This is a genomic window from Candidatus Methylomirabilota bacterium (assembly GCA_035764725.1).
Classification (GTDB): Bacteria; Methylomirabilota; Methylomirabilia; order Rokubacteriales; family CSP1-6; genus DASRWT01.
This window is the reverse complement of sequence record DASTYT010000060.1, coordinates 1-16,935: the sequence shown is the minus strand read 5'-3', so window position 1 is coordinate 16,935 and position 16,935 is coordinate 1. Positions and strand designations below refer to the sequence as shown.

Below are 16,935 nucleotides of genomic sequence, written 5' to 3'. Positions count from 1 at the left end.
CTCGCGAAAGGGAATGAGCCCGTCTGCCCGAGCGCCGGCCGGCGCGGCGGCTCCAAACTCCTGGGCGGGCGGGTGCGGGTGGTCAGACATCGGCGAACCGATGGGCGCTTCTTCGCACGCGGGACCTGCCGCCGTCAAGGGAGGCGTCGCCGCACCCCCCGACCTCGCCGCACCGCGACGTTTTCGGCACGCGCCTGAAACCCTTCGGAATGCAGTAGCATACAGCCAATGGCCCACGCCAAGGCGATTGCGCATCACTGGGGCCGAGGCGATATCTACGCGGTCATCGAGGCGGCCCTGAAGCATGCGGGGAAGCCGCTGGACGCTCTGACGGTGGAGGACCTGGCCCCGGTCGACCACTTCCACGCCCGAGGCCTCCCCGCGACCATCGAGCTGGCCGACCAGCTCCCGGTCACGTCCGGCCAGCGCCTGGTGGACATCGGGTGTGGCTTGGGCGGCCCTGCGCGGTACATGGCGAAGCGGTTCCGCTGCCATGTCAGCGGTGTCGATATCACCGCCCCGTTCATCGACGCCGCCACCAAGCTGACCGCGCTCCTCCGGATGGAGCTCCAGGTGACGCTGGAGCTAGGCGACGGCCAGCGTCTTCCCTACGGGTCCGCGTCCTTCGACGGCGCGTACACGCAGCACGTGACCATGAACGTCGGCGATCGTCCGGCCTTCTTCGCGGAGGCGTACCGGGTGCTGAAGCCGGGCGGCTTCTTCGCCCTCACCGAGCATGGCCTCGGCCCGAAGGGGAGCCCGCACTACCCGCTGCCCTGGTCGACGGACGGCAGCGGCTCCTACCTGGTCGCGCCGGCCGAGACGCGTGCGCTCCTGGAGAAGGCGGGCTTCCGGGCCATCGCCATCGAGGACACCGGCGCCAAGTACGCCGCGGGCTATCGGGTGGCCATCGAGCGGGCCGAGGCGGGCGCGGCGCCGGCGCTCGGGATCCACCTCTTGATGGGCGAGAACACGCTCGAGAAGACGCGGAACGCCCTGCGGAACATCGACGAGGGACGAACCCACCCGATACAGCTCGTCTGTCGCAAGCCGGCCTGATCGGCCGGCTCAGGCACCCGCTGAGACCGTTAGGGCTTCTGGACTCGACCCTCTAGGTCTCGGCTTCGACCAGTTCCGGCGTGTCCTTGGACGGCTTGTAGCCCATGTGGCTCGGGAACTCGGGGCTGAGCGGCCAGGGCTTCGGGAACTTGAGCCAGAGGCGCAGCATGTGGCGCTTCTGGTCGGGCGTGGGGCCGTCGACGAAGCCGGTGCGCGAGTGGAGGATGGTGAAGTTGTTGATGAACTGGATGTCGCCGGCCTGCAGGTCCATGTCCAGGCGCAGGTCGGCCCGCCGGGTCTGCTCGTCGAGGAAGTCGAGCGCGGCGCGCTCGAAGGTAGTCAGCGGCACCTCGCGCTTCACCGCTCCCGCGTTGATCTGGTTGCGGATGTAGCGGCAGCTCACGACCCCGTCCTGCTGGCCGTAGACCGGGATGGGGCGCTCGGAGACGCCGCGCTCGGTCAGGGCCGCCTCACGGCGGATGTAGTAGAAGCCGTTGTAGAGGAGGCCGAGGTACTCGGGGTGCTGGGCCAGGATTTCGTTGTGCACCGTCACCGAGCTCACAATGCTGCTGAGCCCCCCTTCGAGGCCCCGGCGCAGACAGAGCAGCCCCACCATGTCGCCCGCGTCCGTGTGGTACGGCAGGTAGGCGTTGGTCTCGTAGCCGCGCACGTCAATGTTGCCGTAGGTGCGCCCGTGGTCGTAGACGTGGCCAAGCAGCTCGCCCTGGGGGTTCTGGTAGAGCGGCCCCCCCATGTATCGGCCGAAGCCCCAGAAGATGAGCCCGACATCGTCGTCGCTGTAGCGGCGCACCGGCAGCCCGCGCAGCACCACGAACCCGCGGCCGTCGTACATCTCGGTCACCGCCTGCTCGAGTTTGGCGCGCATGACGGTCAGGGGGAAATGCTCGCGCTGGATCGCCTCGAGCCCGAGGCGCGAGGCCTTGGCGGTGGCCAGCGCACGGTCGATGTCCGCGATCTCGGCCTCGGTGAGCGTGACGATCCACGAGGTCTCGCGGGCGAGGGTCTCGCCCCGCCAGGCCTTCGCGTCGGTGATCGGGGTCATGCGGACAAGACTCACGGGGTGGGCCTCCTTGACGGCTGGTGATGCGGAAAGGCGCTCAAGACTGGTGTCGGGGGTCCAGGGCGTCGCGCAGGCCGTCGCCCAGGACGTTGAGGGCCATGACGATCCCGAAGATCATCAGCCCGGGATAGAGCGCCATCCAGGGCGCCTGCGAGAGATAGCGCTGGGCCGCGTTGAGCATGCTGCCCCACGACGGGGCCGGCGGCTGCTGCCCCAGGCCCAGGAACGACAGGCTCGCCTCCGCGATGATGGCCGCCGCCACCGTGATGCTCACCTGGATGAAGAGTGGCGGCAGCGTGTTGGGCAGAATGTGGCGGAGCGCCACCCGCGGGCGCGAGCAGCCCAGCGCCTGCGCCGCCTCCACGTACTCCTCGGTCTTGATCACGAGCACGGTGCCGCGAACGAGCCGGACGAACGTGGGCAGGGCGGCAATTCCGATTGCGATCATGGCATTGCCGAGGCCCGGGCCGAGGAAGGCGGCCAGCGCGATGGCGACGATGAGAAACGGGATCGAGAGCATGGCGTCGTTGATCCGCATTATAAGCCCGTCGAGCCAACCTCCGGCGACGCCCGAGAGGAGCCCGAGCGGCACGCTGAGGACGACCGCGATGATGACCGGGATGACGCCGGCGAGGAGCGAGGCGCGCGCTCCCCAGAGCAGCCGGGACAGCACGTCGCGCCCCACCTCGTCGGTGCCGAGCGGGTGCGCTGCGGACGGGGGCTTGCGCAGGGCGCGGTAGTCGATCGCGTTCGGGTCGAAGGGGGCGAGCAGCGGCGCGGCGAGGGCCGCCAGGATGAACGCGAGGACGACCGCGAGCGCGACGATGGCCGCCGGCCGGCGCGCGAGCTGCCGCGCGGCCTTGTAGCGCCGCGTGGCCACCACCCCGGACGGCGCGCCAAGGACGGCCGGGGCGACGTTCACGTGGAGTCCCGCAAGCGCGGGTTGGCCAGGAAGTACAGCACGTCGGCGCCCAGGTTCAGCAGCACGTAGAGCATGGCCGAGACCAGCACCACCGCCTGCACCACCGCGTAGTCGCGGTTGAACACGCCGTCGACCAGCAGCTTGCCGAAGCCGGGAATGGCGAAGACCTGCTCGGTGAGCACCGCGCCGGAGAGCAAGCGGCCGAACTCGATGGCGCCCAGGGTGATAACCGGGATCAGCGCGTTGCGCAGGGCGTGCTTCAGCACCACCAGGCGCTCGGGCACGCTCTTGGCCCGCGCGGTGCGCACGTAGTCGGCGCCGAGGGTCTGCAGCATCGCGCTGCGGGTGTGGCGCATGATGACGCCGGCCACGCCGGTGCCGAGCACGAGCGAGGGCAGCAGGATCGTGGTCAGGTTCCGGCGCAGGTCCTCCCAGGGCGGCACGTAGCCGGAGGCGGGCAGCCAGCCCAGGCGCACCGCGAACAACAAGATGAGCATGATGCCCAGCCAGAAGTGCGGCACGGAAAGACCGGAGAGCGCGAAGAAGTTGGCCACCACGTCCACCGCCGTGCCCTTGCGGGTGGCCGAGAGGATGCCGGCCGGGATGCCGATGCAGAGCGCGATCAGCATCGAGCAGAACGCCAGCTCCACCGTGACCGGCAGCTTGGAAGCCAGCAGCTCGCGCACCGGGATGCGGCTGCGCAGCGACTCGCCGAAGTCGCCGACCAGCACGCGGCCGAGCCAGAGGCCATACTGCACCACGACCGGCCGATCCAGGTGGTAGCGCGCGCGGATGGCCGCGACCGCGGCCGGGTCGTTCTCCTCGCCGGCCAGCGCCACCGCCGCGTCGCCAGGCAGCAGCTGCTGCAGCGAGAAGATGAGCACCGAGACGAAGAACAGCGTGGGCACCAGGATCGCGATCCGGCGCGCCACGTAGAGCCAGAGCACCATGCCGATCAGTTCAGCTTGAGGCCTCGGAAGCGGATGATCCCGTCGGGGTAGGGCGTGAAGCCTTGCACCCGGCTGCTGAACGCGGTGAAGACGCGGCGGTGCCATAGGATCAGACGCGGCACGTCCTTCGCCATGATCTCGGTGGCCTGGTCGTAGAGCTTCTTGCGCTCGGCCTGATCCGCGACCTGCCGGGCCTTGGTGAGCAGCGCGTCCACGTCGGCGTTGCAGTAGTGGCTGTCGTTCTGCGCGCCCTTGCAGGTCGTGAACGAGTAGACGTTGCCGTCGGGGTCGGGCCGGCCGCTCCAGAACGTAAAGTAGGCCTCGAAGTCGCCCTTGCGCCCGGATTGCAGCATCGTCACGTTCTCCTGCGTCTGGAGGTTCGCGGTGATGCCGGCCTCCGCCCACATGGCGTGCAGGATCAGCGACGCCTCCTGCCGATCGCGCTCCGGGGGCACCACCAGCGTGAAGGCGAGGCTCGACTGCCCCGCGTCCTTGAGGAGCTGCTTCGCCTTCGCGACGTCGCGCTTGGCGACCGGCATCTTCTGGTCGTAGTACGGGTTGGCCGGGCTGATGAACTGGTTGCCCGCGATGTACTCGCCATTGAACACGGTCTTCACCAGCGTCTCGCGGTCGATCGCGAGATCCAGGGCCTGGCGCACGCGGGCGTCCGCGAAGACCTTGCTCTTCGCGCCGTTCGCCACGTTCAGGGGAATCATCTGGTAGCCCAGCTCGGGCACGCCGGTCACCTTCAGCTTCGAGTCGCCCCGGATCTCGGCCAGGTCGGTGGGTGACGCGCGCTCGATCATCTGCAGGTCGCCGGAGCGCAGGCTGGCCAAGCGCGAGGTGGAGTCGGTGATGGGCACGAACTCGATGCGGTCGATTGAGAAGGCGCCCTTGTCCCAGTAGTCGGCCACCTTCTCCACCACGATCTTGCCCTGGGCCACCCGCTGCACGAACTTGTAGGGGCCGGCGCAGACCGGCTGGGTGCCGAGCTTGTCGCCGAGAGCCTTGGCCGCCTTGGGCGAGACCATCATGCCGGCGCGGTCGGTCAGCGCGGCGAGCAGGGGCACCAGCGGCTGCGAGAGGTTGAAGCGCACCGTGAGGTCGTTCACCACGTCCACGCTGGCGATCTCGGCGATCTCCGACTTGCGGAAGGATCCTGGCGTGTTCTGGTGGCGGTCGATGTTGAAGCGCACCGCCTCCGCGTTGAACGGCTCGCCGTCCTGGAAGCGCACGCCCGGGCGCAGCTTGATCACGATCGACTTGCGGTCGGCCGCCCACTCGTACCCGGTGGCGAGCTGGGGCACGATCTTGAGGTCTGGGGTGACGTCGAAGAGCTTGTCGCAGAGCGCGGCGAAGACCAGGCGGCCGGTGTAGGCGCGGCTGATTGTCGGGTCGAGCGCGTCCGGGTCGTCGTTGAGCCCGATGCGGAGCACGCTCTGGGCGTGGGCCGGGGCGGGTAGGAACAGCAGGATCGCGGTCAGGATGGTCAGGATGGCTCTCACGGGGGATTTCCTCCGACGGGAATCTTGAGGGGGGGAGGCGGCACTGTCAAGACGGGCCCGATCGCGGTACTGTATTCGCCGCGATCCCTTACTCGAGGAGGAGCGATCGAATGCTACGGATCATCGACATGGAGTGCAGCGTGCCGTACGGGGCGAACGTGGAGAAGAAGCCCGCCGCGGCCCCAGCGGAGGCGGCGGGCGCCGCGACGGAGAAGCCCGCCGGCTACGGCATGGCCAACTACGGGCGGATCTTCCGCGCCCGGCGCGAGGGAGCCGACCACCGTCCGGACGAGGAGTTGGACGACTACGTCGAGAAGCTCGGCAAGCTCGGCATCGTGCGCTCGGTCCCTTTCGGCATCTCGAATGAGGAGCAGGCGCAGCTCCTGCGGCGGTTCCCCGGCCGCTTCCTGGGGCTGGCCCGGATCAGCATCAACGCGTTCCACGGCATGAGCGGGGTGCGCGAGCTGGAGCGCCTGGTGCGCGACGAGGGCTTCTGTGCCCTGGGCATCTCGGCGCTGGTGGACTGCATCCCCGCACGCGACCGCCGCTACTACCCGCTCTACACCAAGGCGGCCGAGCTGGGCATCCCGGTGCGCATCTACTCCTCGATGAACTACGCCAACGATCGCCCTTATGACCTCGGCCACCCGGCCAACCTCGACCAGGTCGCGATGGATTTCCCCGAGCTCAAGATCATCGGCGGGCTCGGCGGCTGGCCCTGGGTGAACGAGATGGTCGCGCTGGTGCGCCGGCACCCGAACCTGTACATGGACACGTCCGCGCATCGCGGACGGTACCTGGGCCAGCCCGGCTCGGGCTGGGAGATGCTGATGCAGTTCGGCAACACGCTGATCCAGGACAAGGTGCTGGTTGGCCTGTCGGCCGGGCTAATCGGGCAGCCGTACGAGACGCTGATCCAGGAGTACCTCGCGCTGCCGCTGAAGGACGCGGTCAAGGAGAAGTGGCTCTACGGCAACGCGGCCCGCGTCTTCGGGCTGGCATGACGGCGATGAGCGAGCCCCCCGCGCTGCCTGGCGCCGGGCGCGGTGGCGCGCTCGCCGGGGTGGTGATCGTGGAGCTGGCCGAGACGCTCGCCGGCGAGATGGCGGGCGGGCTCCTCGCCGATCTCGGGGCCACCGTGATCAAGATCGAGCCGGCGACCGGCTCGCCGATGCGGCGGCGCGGGCCCGGTCTCGACGGCGAGGACTCGCTCGCCTTCCAGTCGGAGAACCGTGGGAAGTATTCGGTGAGGGCCGAGATCGCGGATCTCTCGGCCGAGCCGTGGTTGGCGCGGCTGCTCGCCACCGCCGACGCGCTGGTGGAGGACCTGGGGCCGGGGCGGCTCGAGACGGCGGGGCTCGGGCCAGCGGCGCTGGAGCGCCGCAACCCGCGGCTCGTCACTCTGCGCATCTCGCCCTTCGGGCAGACCGGCCCGCTGGCCGGCGTCCGTGGCGACGACCGCATCGCCCAGGCCTTCTCCGGCATGCAGTTCGTCACCGGGTTCCCGGACCGTGCGCCGCTGGCGGTCACGGTGCCGCTGGCCGAGGGCTGGACCGCGATCCACGGCGCGAGCGGGCTCTTGATGGCGGTCTTTCACGCCCGGCGCAGCAGCCGCGGACAGGTGGTGGACATCGGCCTCTATCAGACCGCGCTGCGGATGCAGGAAGAGGTGGTCGTGCGCCACGACCGGACCGGGACAGTGGCCGAGCGGCTCGGCACCGAGTCGCCCATCGTGGTGCCGGCGAACGTCTACCGCACGCGGGACGGCGGCTGGATCGCGGTGTCCGGCGCGGGCGACCAGCCCTTCGCCCGCCTCTGCCAGGCGATCGAGAAGCCCGACGCGCCGAAGGATCCGCGGTTCTCCACGCCCGCCGCGCGGCTCCAGAACCGGCCGGCCTCCGACGAGCTGGTGGGCACGTGGATCGCCGCGCACGACCAGGCCGACGTCGAGGCTCGCTTCGCCGCGGCCGGCGTGGCCGGGACCGCGGTGCGCTCGGCGGACGACATCGTGGGGGACGCGCACGTGAAGGCGCGCGAGGCCATCGTGCCTCTCACGTCGGCGACCGGAACGGAGTTCCTCGCGCCCGCGGCAGTGCCGAAGCTCTCGCGGACCCCGGCCGCGCCTCCGCGGCGCGCCCCCCGGCTCGGTGAGCATACGGACATCGTCCGATCGGCGATCGAGTGGCTCGAGGCCCGGGCGCGAGTCGACGCGCCGGAGCGGACGTTCTCCAGCGGATGGGGCCCGCTGCGCGGGGTCCGCGTGCTCGACCTCTCGCAGTGGCTGGCCGGCCCCGCGGCCGCCGCCCTGCTCGGCGACTTCGGCGCCGACGTGATCATGGTCGAGCTGCCAAGCGTGGCCGCGGATGCCCAGGGCCGCAAGAGCCCGGGCTTCGTCGTCACCAACCGCAACAAGCGCAGCATCACACTCGATGTGCGCGCGCCCGTCGGACGGGAGGCGTTCCTCGCGCTGGTTCGGCAGAGCGACGTGATCGTGGAGAACTTCCGGCCCGGCACGCTCGAGCGCTGGGATCTCGCTCCGGCCACCCTCCTCGCGGCCAACCCGCGGCTCGTGCTGCTGCGCTCGTCCGGCTTCGGGCAGAGCGGGCCCTACACCGCACGCGCCGCGTTCAACCCGGTCGGGCTCGCCTTCGGCGGGATTACCTATCTCAATGGCTGGCCGGACCGCCCGCCGGTGCGCGACGGGGTCATGGCCGGCGACTACTCCACCGCGCTCTTCAACGTGTTGGGCATGGTGGCCGCGCTGTTGCGGCGCGACGCGGACGGCCAGGGGCAGGTGGTGGACACCGCGATGTTCGAGGCCGCCCTCCGGCTGACCGGCGACCTGCTGGCGGCGCGCAGCGCACTCGGCATCCGCCGCGAGCGCGCGGGTGGGGAGTCGCCGCTCTACCCGGCCAGCGTCACCGTCGAGGCCGCCGACGGCCGCTTCGTGGCGGCGTCGGCTCCGTCCTGGAGCGCCGTTGGCGAGGCGCTCACGCGGCTGGGCCGTCGGCCGCCGCCCGAGGATCGCGACGGCGTTCGCGAGGACGTGGTCAAGCTGGTCGGCACGCTGCCCGCCGCCGAGGCGGTCGCCGCGCTTCGTGGCGCCGGGCTGGCAGCGAGCGCGGTCAACTCGGTGGCCGACCTGGTGCGCGAGCCGCATTGCTGGAGCCGCGGCGATCTGGTGCGGCTCACCCATCCGGAGATGGGCGAGATCGTCACGCAGGGGATCGTGCCATTGCTCTCCCGCACCCCGGGCCGGGTGGCCGGCTGGTCGCGACGGCCGGGATCCGACAACGAGGCCGTCCTCGGAGGGCTCCTGGGTTACACGACGGCCCGGATCCGGGAGCTCGGATGAGTCGAATGTCTCGGGGGCCTCGCATGGTGCGTGCGCCGCGCGCGAGGCATAGGTCCGAGCATAGTTCGGCCTTTCCGGTTAAGATTTTCAAGACACGCGCCTGTAGCTCAGCTGGATAGAGCACTGGCCTTCTAAAGTGACCAGCGCGTGGCGCTCCGTGTCGCTCACGGTCACGCAATGTCGCTCTCGCCACCATCGACGCAAGTTTCCGTGGAGACGGCGCCTAGGCAGCTGTGAGCAGCAGTGACTCGCAGGAAGCGTCGGCGAGTCACCGCACTTTGAGAAAACTTCGAGTCGTCCTTCCCCTCTACCTCGCCCTACTAGCCATGCCTTAATCGCCCGTAGGGGATGAGCCCTTTTCAAATCGAGACTGGAGCCAAGGCGCCACAAAGACAGCCTAGCCAACTAGCCTTTCTTACGTCAGCGGCTTTGGGATTCTTTGGCGCTCCTTGGGAGCAACTTCCTGGGTAATTCCTGGGTGAAGTCGGGTGGTCGCTCCTCGGGGCGTGGCGGTCGTGTTCAGACCTTCGACAGCCGGCCCGACTTGATCGCGCAACCAAGAAGCACCGTGAAGCTCTCTTCCTCGTGTAGACGAAGAAGACGACGGAGAGATCAAGCATCACCGTGGATCTGCAGTCTGCCTGCCCTGCCGTGTGCTGATCATTCCGGCTGGACGCCGACACGCCGGATCCGGGGACCATCCATCTCGAGGACGGTCCATCGTCGCCGGGCGACGACGATTGACATGCCGCGCGTCGGACCGGAGTTGAGCGTGTGGAGGAGCAGTCCGGCGACGGTCGCGTAGTCGCGCGGTGCAGCAGCGCGATGCCGAGGTGGCGTTCAACCTCGTCGAGAGGCGTCATTCCGTCCAGCACCACCGACCCGTCCGGGAGATTGGTGATGACTTCTGCCGGATGCTCGCCCTCGTCGCGGATCTCGGCGGCGATCTCTTCCACGACGTCTTCGACGGTCACGAGGCCGACAACGCTGCCGTACTCGTCCACGACCATCGCGAGCCCCTAGCGTGTCTGTTGGAGCTGGCGCAGCAGATGACTAATCCGGACGGTCTCAGGCACGAACACCGCCGCCCGCAGGAGGGACGGCAATCGCAGCGTCTCGCCACGGGCCACGACGGCCAGCAGGTCTTTCAGTGTCACGATGCCCACGATCGCCTCGACCGAGCCCTGATACACCGGGATCCGGGAGTGGCCGACCTCCAGGGCTTTCCCAAGAACAGCCTCCGGGGCTGTGCCGAGTTCAAGCCCTTTGACGTGTGGGCACGGGGTCATGATCTCCCGAACCGTCGTATCGGCGAATTCGAAGACGTTGTGCACCAGCTGCTCCTCGAGCTTCTCGAAGATGCCCTTCCGAGCGCCCTCACGGACCAGGTACCTGACGTCTTCCTCCGACACGAACGGCGACTCCTTCGGCGTTCCCATCCCCAGAAGCTTCAAAACGAGGTTCGTCGAAGCGCTCAGGACATGAACGATCAACGCCGATGCCCGGCTGATCGCGGCGATCAGTGGCGCCATCAGGCAGGCCAGGCGTTCGGGGTCGCCCAGCGCGATCGCCTTCGGCGTCAGCTCGCCAATGATTAGAGACGTGTACGTGATCGCCACGATCACGATGCCGAGCGCAACGGTCTGGGCGGCCCCGCCCAGACCAACCCGCATGAGCCACGGGGAGAGGGCTTCGACGGCCGTCGCGCCACCGACGGCGGAGGTCAGCGTTCCCACCGCCGTGATCGCAATCTGAATCGTGGCGAGGAAGGTCTCGGGCGTCTCTTTGAGCTGCATCGCGGCGGCTGCCCCGCGAACCGATCGCTGCCGCAGCTCGGCTAGGCGGCTGATGCGTGACGACACCAGCGCGATCTCAGAGCCGGCGAAGACGCCGTTCGCGAGAATGCCGACCGCGATGAGCAGGAACTCGCAAGCGTCACAAGACAGGTGAGCACCAGCCCGCCAGTGGCGACAGATCGAAGTGTCTTCATCCGCTCGAGATCGGCGACGCTGAAGACCACGACCGCGATCGTGGCCAGGGTCGAGGCCGGGGCCATGGAATGGCCGAGGAGACTCGCCTGGGTATTGACGAGGATATCGCCCTGCTGGTAGACCGAGGATCCGCGGCTAGCGTGACGGAACTCGCATTGCGCTCGCCTGACCCTTTTGCCGGGAGCAGAAAGCCTCCACGGCCCCAACCCCGCGAGCATGCCCATGGCCTCTTCCCCTTCGTCTCATGTGATGCCGTGAGCCACGCTGTCGACTAGCCCACCAAGCGCAACAGCCCCGATATGAGGGAATGCCAAGCCAAGCTGCAGAGGTCGCATCTCGACCCGCATCGTCCTACTTCGGGGCCTTATAAAGGGCCTTCAGCCACGGAGGAGCCACGAACGTCGTAAGCATCACCACCGCGACGAGCGCTGAGTACAAGTCCTCTGCGATCACGCCCGCTGCAAGGCCTGCCCCTGCGAAGATCAGACCGACTTCGCCGCGCGGCACCATACCGACCGCCACCGGCCACCGACGCACACCGCGCTGGTAGACGGCGAGGCCAGCCGTCAACTTGGAGGCGACAGCGACTGCTGTCAACAGCATTGCGATGCCGAACTGTGCGTTCTCGGCAAACGGGTTCAGCATCCAGGGTTGGACCTTCATCCCTATCGTGACGAAGAACACCGGCACCAGAAGATCGGCGACTGGCTTGACGCGCTCCTCGATGTGAGAACGTCGCTCCGTCGTCGCCAGAACCAGTCCTGCTGCGAACGCCCCGATAATCGTCGCCAGACCGATGAGGTCGGCGGTGGCTGCTAGCGCCACCGCGAAGACGACCGAGTAGACGATCAGGGTCCCTCGTGCCTTCAGGCGTCCGATCCAGTCGATCAGAGTGGGCGCGAGCCGAATGCCCACCAGGATGGCCACTAGCAGGAACAGGACCGCCTTTGCCGACAGCATGCTCACCGACCACAGCGACATGCTGCCAGTCTGAGCGATCCCCGTCACTACCGCGAGGATGATCAGACCGAGGATGTCGTCCACGACTGCCGCCCCGAGGATAACCTTCGCGGCAGCATCGTGAAGACGACCGAGGTCGGCGAGCACGCGGGCCGTAATACCGACGCTGGTCGCGGTGAGCGTGGCGCCGACGAAGACAGCCACGAGCCCCGGGGAGCCCAGTGCGTGCATGACGCCGTAACCTACCGCGAACGGCAGCGTGACGCCGATCAGGGCGACCAGCGTCGCCTGGGCACCAGCCCGCAGCAGCTCGCCGAGATCGGATTCCAGCCCCACTTCGAAGAGGAGGATCAGGACGCCCAACTCCGCGAGGGCGTGCAGCATTTCCGATTCGTGCACGAGTCCCAGGACACCCGGCCCAATGATGACTCCGGCCAAGAGTTCACCCAGGACGGCAGTCTGGCCGATCCGCTCCATGCCCTCCCCGGCGAGCTTTGCCGCAAGCCAGACGAGGACGAGTCCTAGCAATAGGTCACGGAACTCCACGGTCAGCTTCGCTCCCGCTGCTCGCCTATTGGCCGGCCATTAGCTTGGCACACCTGTCCTTCAGCTCGGTGAGCGACCCAGCATCCTTGACGAACTCGACCACAGCGCCCAGCGGCGTCGCCGCGAGGCTGGTAGGGTCGGCGCCTCGCGTTAGCCACGCCAGGACGCCGCTCCCCTTCGGACTGTCCAGGTTGCACGCGAAGATCCGGTCGGAGCTTAAGCCCATGAACTTCGAAACTTCGATGGTGAGCAGGCCACCCTTGAAGCCGCCCTTCTCGTGGTGGACGATGACTTTCTCACCGCCATCGAGTGTTAGGTGGCAGTAAGCGCCAGCCCTGGGATCGGTGACGAACCGCCCGACTTTGACCATGGTTCGCTCCTTTAAGAGAGCAGCGTGAGGATCGCAATGGGGACGAGCGCGATTCCGAGCATGGCCAGACTGACCTTCAGCCTTTTGTTTCGCTCCTTGTCGTCGTTCATGGCTTAGTCCTCGCCTGGAGCGTTGGCCGGCTACAGGAGGCCGACCCGCGCCGTAGCGCGAGCGATGATCCAGACGGCCAGGGAAAGCGGAAGCAACCACGCCACGTACCGATACCAGTCACCGAGCGACGCGGGCTTCCCCGACGCAGTCGCACCGCCTAACCACGCGATGTCTAGGTAACGGACAAGGATGAGACTCGCGACGACCGCGAAGAACGCGACATCTTTGGTCGACGCTTGCTGTCCCTGCTGCGCGATTGCGAGTGCGACCAGATATAGGGCCGCGTTACCCGCCAACATCCAGTACAGACGAGCGACGGCGGAGATCAGGGTAGGCTTCGAGCGGAGCTGTCGCGGCGGTACGGCGGTGAAGGAAAGCTTCGGATCGACTTGCTTCGGCTGGTCTACAGGAGTGGGCTCGGGCACGATGGCTCCCGCAGGCCCCCCCGTAACCGAGGGAGGCTCGCTACGGCCCCGCAGGGGGTCGAGACGGCTTTGGCCGTCTGCAGTCTCACGAGTGGCGGCCCGACCACTCGAAGAACCCACCTGCGGCGGCGCCATGCCGCCACACCCAGCGCCCCTTATACTCCTGATTCGCGGTAACGGCAAGGGACCGGTACGACGACCAGCCGACGCGGCGATGACCTAAGGGGGGACGGGGCGGTAAGCTGAAGCTACCGGACGTATGGCAACGGGACTTACTGCCACATGTGCCGAAGGTTCAACCCCAGGTAACCGGCGAAGAGCACGACGAGAACTACTCCCGCGCCCCGTCCGAACCTCGGTAGCACGAGCAGCGCTCCCGCGACGAGTAGGGTGCATACGACCAAGTACGGGGCGTGGAGCCGGAGCACGAGCGGGTCGGCGATCAGCGGGCGGATCAGCGCGAGCACGCCGAGGTTGAAGGTGAGCAGAACGACCGTGGTGCCGACTACGTTGCCCCACGCCAGTTCGGGATGGCCGCGTCGGGCCGGTGCCGTCATGCGGGCAGCCTCTTCCAGGCTCTCACCCATACCGACGACCACCATGCCGAGGAAGGTCTCCGAGAGCCCAGCGACAGTGAGGAGGGTGCGAGCGCCGTGGACGAGCAGTTCAGCTCCGACCACCATCACAGCAGCACCGACGACGAGAAGGCCGGTGATCTTAACCCCCGATGCCGGTCGGCCGTCCTCGGCGTCGCCGTGGAAGACGGGCGAGCGCCTGTACAGCCAGAACATCAGGCCGAGCGCGGCCACCACGAGCAGCACGCCCTCGACGCGGCTCACGGCTCCGTCGTTCCAGAGGACCAGGGCGAAGAGGACGAGGCTCAGCATCATGGCGACCGGCCCTTCACGCGGGATGCGCACCGCCATCGGGGCGATGAGCAAGGCGAGCCCGAGGGCCGCGGTCAGGAGGAAGATGGTCGAGCCGATCACGGTGCCGAGCGCGATTTGAGGAAGTCCCCCGAGAGCTGCGGCGGCACCACTGGCGAGGTTCTCGGGCTCGAACCCTGACACCACGGCCCCCACGAGGAAGGTGCTCACCGCCAAGCGCGCCGCCACCTGGATCGCGCCTTCCGTGAACCGCTCGGCGCCCCACACTACAAGGGCGAGGCCGATGACCAGGGCCAGAAGGCCGATGAGCACGCGGTCAGTCCCCAGTGCGCTCTTCCGATGTTGCCTGGTGGCCGTGCTCGTCGAGCCCGAATGGCGGGGTCATTGCTGCCGCTCGCGCCACAGCCAGACCCCCAACAGCCCGAAGCCGATGAAGGCCGCGGCACTCGGCCAAAGCGGTATGTGGGCGCCCCGAGCCGTCACGTCTACTCGCAGGAGGACGCGTAGTAACTGTGCCAGGGCGATGAGCCAGAGCACGATTACGGCGACAAGCGACGCTGGCTTCTTCATCTCAGCACCCCCTTCAATTGCGGTACTACCCTAGCACCGGCACCATCCGCCAGTACCCATCCGCCTCCGGCCAGGGCACGTACTCTTGCGCGTGGCCGCGCCACTCCACGCCAGTCTGCGTCATGCAGGGTTGCCAGCCGAGTAGGCGCAAGCGTCTCGGCGCGGCAGCAGCACGGTCATGTGCGGGGTGCAGGCGGTCGAGGTGCGTCGACCGACGACCATGAATCATCACGTCGCGCTGGCTCCCAAGGCAGCGCCGCCTTCGACAAGACATTGAAAGCGCCGCACTAAACGGCACTCCGCCCGGGAGCATAGGGCGCATTGGCCTTCTCTTCGTCCAGCAGAGCCACCGGCAGATACCAGCCCGTTTCGGTCGTGGGCCACACCACGTACAGGTCGGTGTGGCCGCAGTGGTTCACGATTGAGGATGACCGCGATGTTGAAGCGCGGCGGACGCCATTCAATAGCAGAGGTACGAGCGTGCCTCCATGGAAGGTGAATTGAGCGACGGCGATCACGACAGTGATCAGCGCAAGTGCTCGCACCACAACCCAAGGGAGGACACGTCCACCAGGAGCAGGGAAGCACTAGCAAGACGGAGGCGCTCCGCATGTTGTCAACCCGACGGCTTCGAATCCACAGTGACCGGAGCTGGTGCCCGCGAGTGGAGCGGCGTCGGGAACGAGAGCGGAGCCAGGCCGAAGAGGCACGGGAGGCCCGCCGGATCACTTTCGGCGAGTTCGTCCAGGAGTATCTCGCGTGGGCGAAGCTTCATCACCGGGGATACGCAATAGAGGCCGGGCGCGTCCAGGCGATGTGCCCTGCGTTCGGGAAGCAGAAACTCGACCAGATCACCATGGCTGATGTTGAGCGCTTCCTTGACGGGCTACTCGCCACTCGGGCGCCGGCCACTAGAAACCGCTACCGGACAACCCTTCACGCGATGTTCAACCGGGCAATCCGGCACGGGCTAATGGTGAATAACCCCGTCCGCGGCGTGGCAAAGTCCAGGGAGCCGGAGGGTCGGATTCAGTACCTGATGGCCGAGGAAGAGGCGGCCATCCTTGAGGCGTTGCACCCGGATGAACTCCTCGTTGGGCGTCCAAGACTCGACTCGGTGCGACCGGATCTCCGCCCTCTGTTCTCGGTATCAATCCATACGGGCCTTCGATGGAGCGAGCAGCGCCGGCTTGGGTGGCGCGACGTGGATATGCTCACGGGACTCATCACGGTGCGGCAGTCCAAATCCGGCTACGCCCGCCAGATACCCATGAACTCTATCGTTCGGGAAGTGCTGATGGACCTCGCCGGCCAAAGGACCCGGCCCGACGACCCGGTGGAGCCGGTATTTCGGTGCTCCTATGTGCAGCCCGATCACTTCTTCCCGAACGCCGTGGAGTGCGCGGCTGACGCCTTGAAAAAGGCGAAGAGGGACGCGAGCCGGCTCGACGGGTATACCTGGCACTGTAACCGTCACACCTTCGCCTCTCGCTTGGTGATGGCGGGAGTGGACACCCGCACCGTCCAGACGCTTGGGGGGTGGCGTACCCTAGCGATGGTCCAGCGATACTCTCACCTGTCCCCGACACATCTTCGGGAGGCGGTGGAGCGCTTGGTTCGGGGTGCTGCGGGAGGGATTGCCACACTTCAAGAAAACTTCGAGTCGAGGCTGCCGGTTACTGCTGGTGTATCGTAAGTGCCTGACGCGCCTGTAGCTCAGCTGGATAGAGCACTGGCCTTCTAAGCCGGGGGTCGGGGGTTCGAATCCCTCCAGGCGCGCCAACTTACCAAGCACCATTCCCTCAGAACGTGACGAGAACGTGACCACAGCCATCAGCCCCGCGCCGCCAGCTTGCGCGCGGCCTCCTGCAGGTCGGAGGTGCTGACGATGTGATAGCGGTCGAAGACTGAGCGTGTCCTGTGGCCGGTGACGGTCATGGCGACCCGTTCGGGCACCCCCGAGGCGACGAGATTCCGCACGGCCGTCCGCCGGAAGTCGTGCCGGATGGCACCAGGGACACCAGCGCGCCGGCAGGCCGTCCTCCAGGCCTTCCTGAAGTCGCGGATGGGTGTGCCTACGAGGCCCGGCGCCTTGCTGGTCTGGTGGACGAACAGGTCGGGAATGATCTTCCCGAGCCGGTGCTGCAAGGCCTTCACGCGCGCCACTTGGGCCGCCAGCATGGCCTTCAGCTCGGGGGTGAGG

At 67.6% G+C, this 16,935-nt stretch carries 14 protein-coding genes and 1 tRNA gene; 5 read left to right on the top strand and 10 right to left on the bottom strand.

Annotation, left to right across the window (positions count from 1 at the left end):
* The first annotated feature begins 228 nt into the window (after positions 1 to 228).
* Complete coding sequence (locus VFX14_11225; protein HEU5190251.1) at positions 229 to 1,059, top strand: methyltransferase domain-containing protein; 831 nt, start codon at positions 229 to 231, stop codon at positions 1,057 to 1,059.
* A gap of 52 nt (positions 1,060 to 1,111) precedes the next feature.
* On the opposite strand, the gene VFX14_11220 is transcribed toward VFX14_11225, so the two are convergent.
* From VFX14_11220 to VFX14_11205, 4 genes are read right to left on the bottom strand one after another with little or no spacing between them, the layout of a single operon-like run.
* The gene (locus VFX14_11220; protein ID HEU5190250.1) at positions 1,112 to 2,137 is read right to left on the bottom strand and encodes a TauD/TfdA family dioxygenase; all 1,026 of its coding nucleotides are present in this window, start codon (positions 2,135 to 2,137) and stop codon (positions 1,112 to 1,114) included.
* A gap of 40 nt (positions 2,138 to 2,177) precedes the next feature.
* On the bottom strand, positions 2,178 to 3,062 hold the full coding sequence (locus VFX14_11215) for an ABC transporter permease (GenBank protein HEU5190249.1): 885 nt from the start codon (positions 3,060 to 3,062) through the stop codon (positions 2,178 to 2,180).
* The gene (locus tag VFX14_11210) at positions 3,059 to 4,012 is read right to left on the bottom strand and encodes an ABC transporter permease (GenBank protein ID HEU5190248.1); all 954 of its coding nucleotides are present in this window, start codon (positions 4,010 to 4,012) and stop codon (positions 3,059 to 3,061) included. The genes VFX14_11215 and VFX14_11210 overlap by 4 nt, the downstream gene beginning before the upstream one ends.
* Positions 4,013 to 4,017: 5 nt before the next feature.
* On the bottom strand, positions 4,018 to 5,517 hold the full coding sequence (locus VFX14_11205; protein HEU5190247.1) for an ABC transporter substrate-binding protein: 1,500 nt from the start codon (positions 5,515 to 5,517) through the stop codon (positions 4,018 to 4,020).
* A gap of 110 nt (positions 5,518 to 5,627) precedes the next feature.
* On the opposite strand from VFX14_11205, the gene VFX14_11200 reads away from it, so the two are divergent.
* Both VFX14_11200 and VFX14_11195 read left to right on the top strand, forming a co-directional pair.
* Positions 5,628 to 6,521, top strand: a complete 894-nt coding sequence (locus VFX14_11200; GenBank protein ID HEU5190246.1) for an amidohydrolase family protein — start codon at positions 5,628 to 5,630, stop codon at positions 6,519 to 6,521.
* A gap of 5 nt (positions 6,522 to 6,526) precedes the next feature.
* Positions 6,527 to 8,872 carry a CoA transferase gene (locus VFX14_11195; GenBank protein ID HEU5190245.1) on the top strand — a complete coding sequence of 782 codons (2,346 nt, stop codon included), beginning with the start codon at positions 6,527 to 6,529 and terminating at the stop codon, positions 8,870 to 8,872.
* A gap of 1,019 nt (positions 8,873 to 9,891) precedes the next feature.
* Here VFX14_11195 and VFX14_11190 read toward each other — a convergent pair.
* From VFX14_11190 to VFX14_11170, 5 genes are all read right to left on the bottom strand, one after another.
* On the bottom strand, positions 9,892 to 10,788 hold the full coding sequence (locus VFX14_11190; protein HEU5190244.1) for a hemolysin family protein: 897 nt from the start codon (positions 10,786 to 10,788) through the stop codon (positions 9,892 to 9,894).
* A gap of 426 nt (positions 10,789 to 11,214) precedes the next feature.
* Positions 11,215 to 12,369, bottom strand: a complete 1,155-nt coding sequence (locus tag VFX14_11185; GenBank protein HEU5190243.1) for a cation:proton antiporter — start codon at positions 12,367 to 12,369, stop codon at positions 11,215 to 11,217.
* Positions 12,370 to 12,394: 25 nt separating this feature from the next.
* Positions 12,395 to 12,739: a hypothetical protein gene (locus tag VFX14_11180; GenBank protein ID HEU5190242.1), complete on the bottom strand. Its 345-nt coding sequence runs from the start codon at positions 12,737 to 12,739 to the stop codon at positions 12,395 to 12,397.
* 140 nt (positions 12,740 to 12,879) lie between these two features.
* Positions 12,880 to 13,275 (bottom strand): hypothetical protein, encoded by a 396-nt coding sequence (locus VFX14_11175; protein HEU5190241.1) that lies wholly within the window; start codon positions 13,273 to 13,275, stop codon positions 12,880 to 12,882.
* A 272-nt stretch (positions 13,276 to 13,547) separates the two neighbouring features.
* The gene (locus VFX14_11170) at positions 13,548 to 14,474 is read right to left on the bottom strand and encodes a hypothetical protein (GenBank protein HEU5190240.1); all 927 of its coding nucleotides are present in this window, start codon (positions 14,472 to 14,474) and stop codon (positions 13,548 to 13,550) included.
* A gap of 922 nt (positions 14,475 to 15,396) precedes the next feature.
* Here VFX14_11170 and VFX14_11165 point away from each other — a divergent pair.
* Together VFX14_11165 and VFX14_11160 are read left to right on the top strand one after the other, a co-directional pair.
* The gene (locus VFX14_11165) at positions 15,397 to 16,428 is read left to right on the top strand and encodes a tyrosine-type recombinase/integrase (protein ID HEU5190239.1); all 1,032 of its coding nucleotides are present in this window, start codon (positions 15,397 to 15,399) and stop codon (positions 16,426 to 16,428) included.
* Positions 16,429 to 16,437: 9 nt separating this feature from the next.
* Positions 16,438 to 16,514, top strand: a tRNA-Arg gene (locus tag VFX14_11160).
* Between the two features lie 51 nt (positions 16,515 to 16,565).
* On the opposite strand, the gene VFX14_11155 is transcribed toward VFX14_11160, so the two are convergent.
* Positions 16,566 to 16,935, bottom strand: a 370-nt coding sequence (locus tag VFX14_11155; protein HEU5190238.1) for a tyrosine-type recombinase/integrase, incomplete at its 5' end; no start/stop codon positions are given.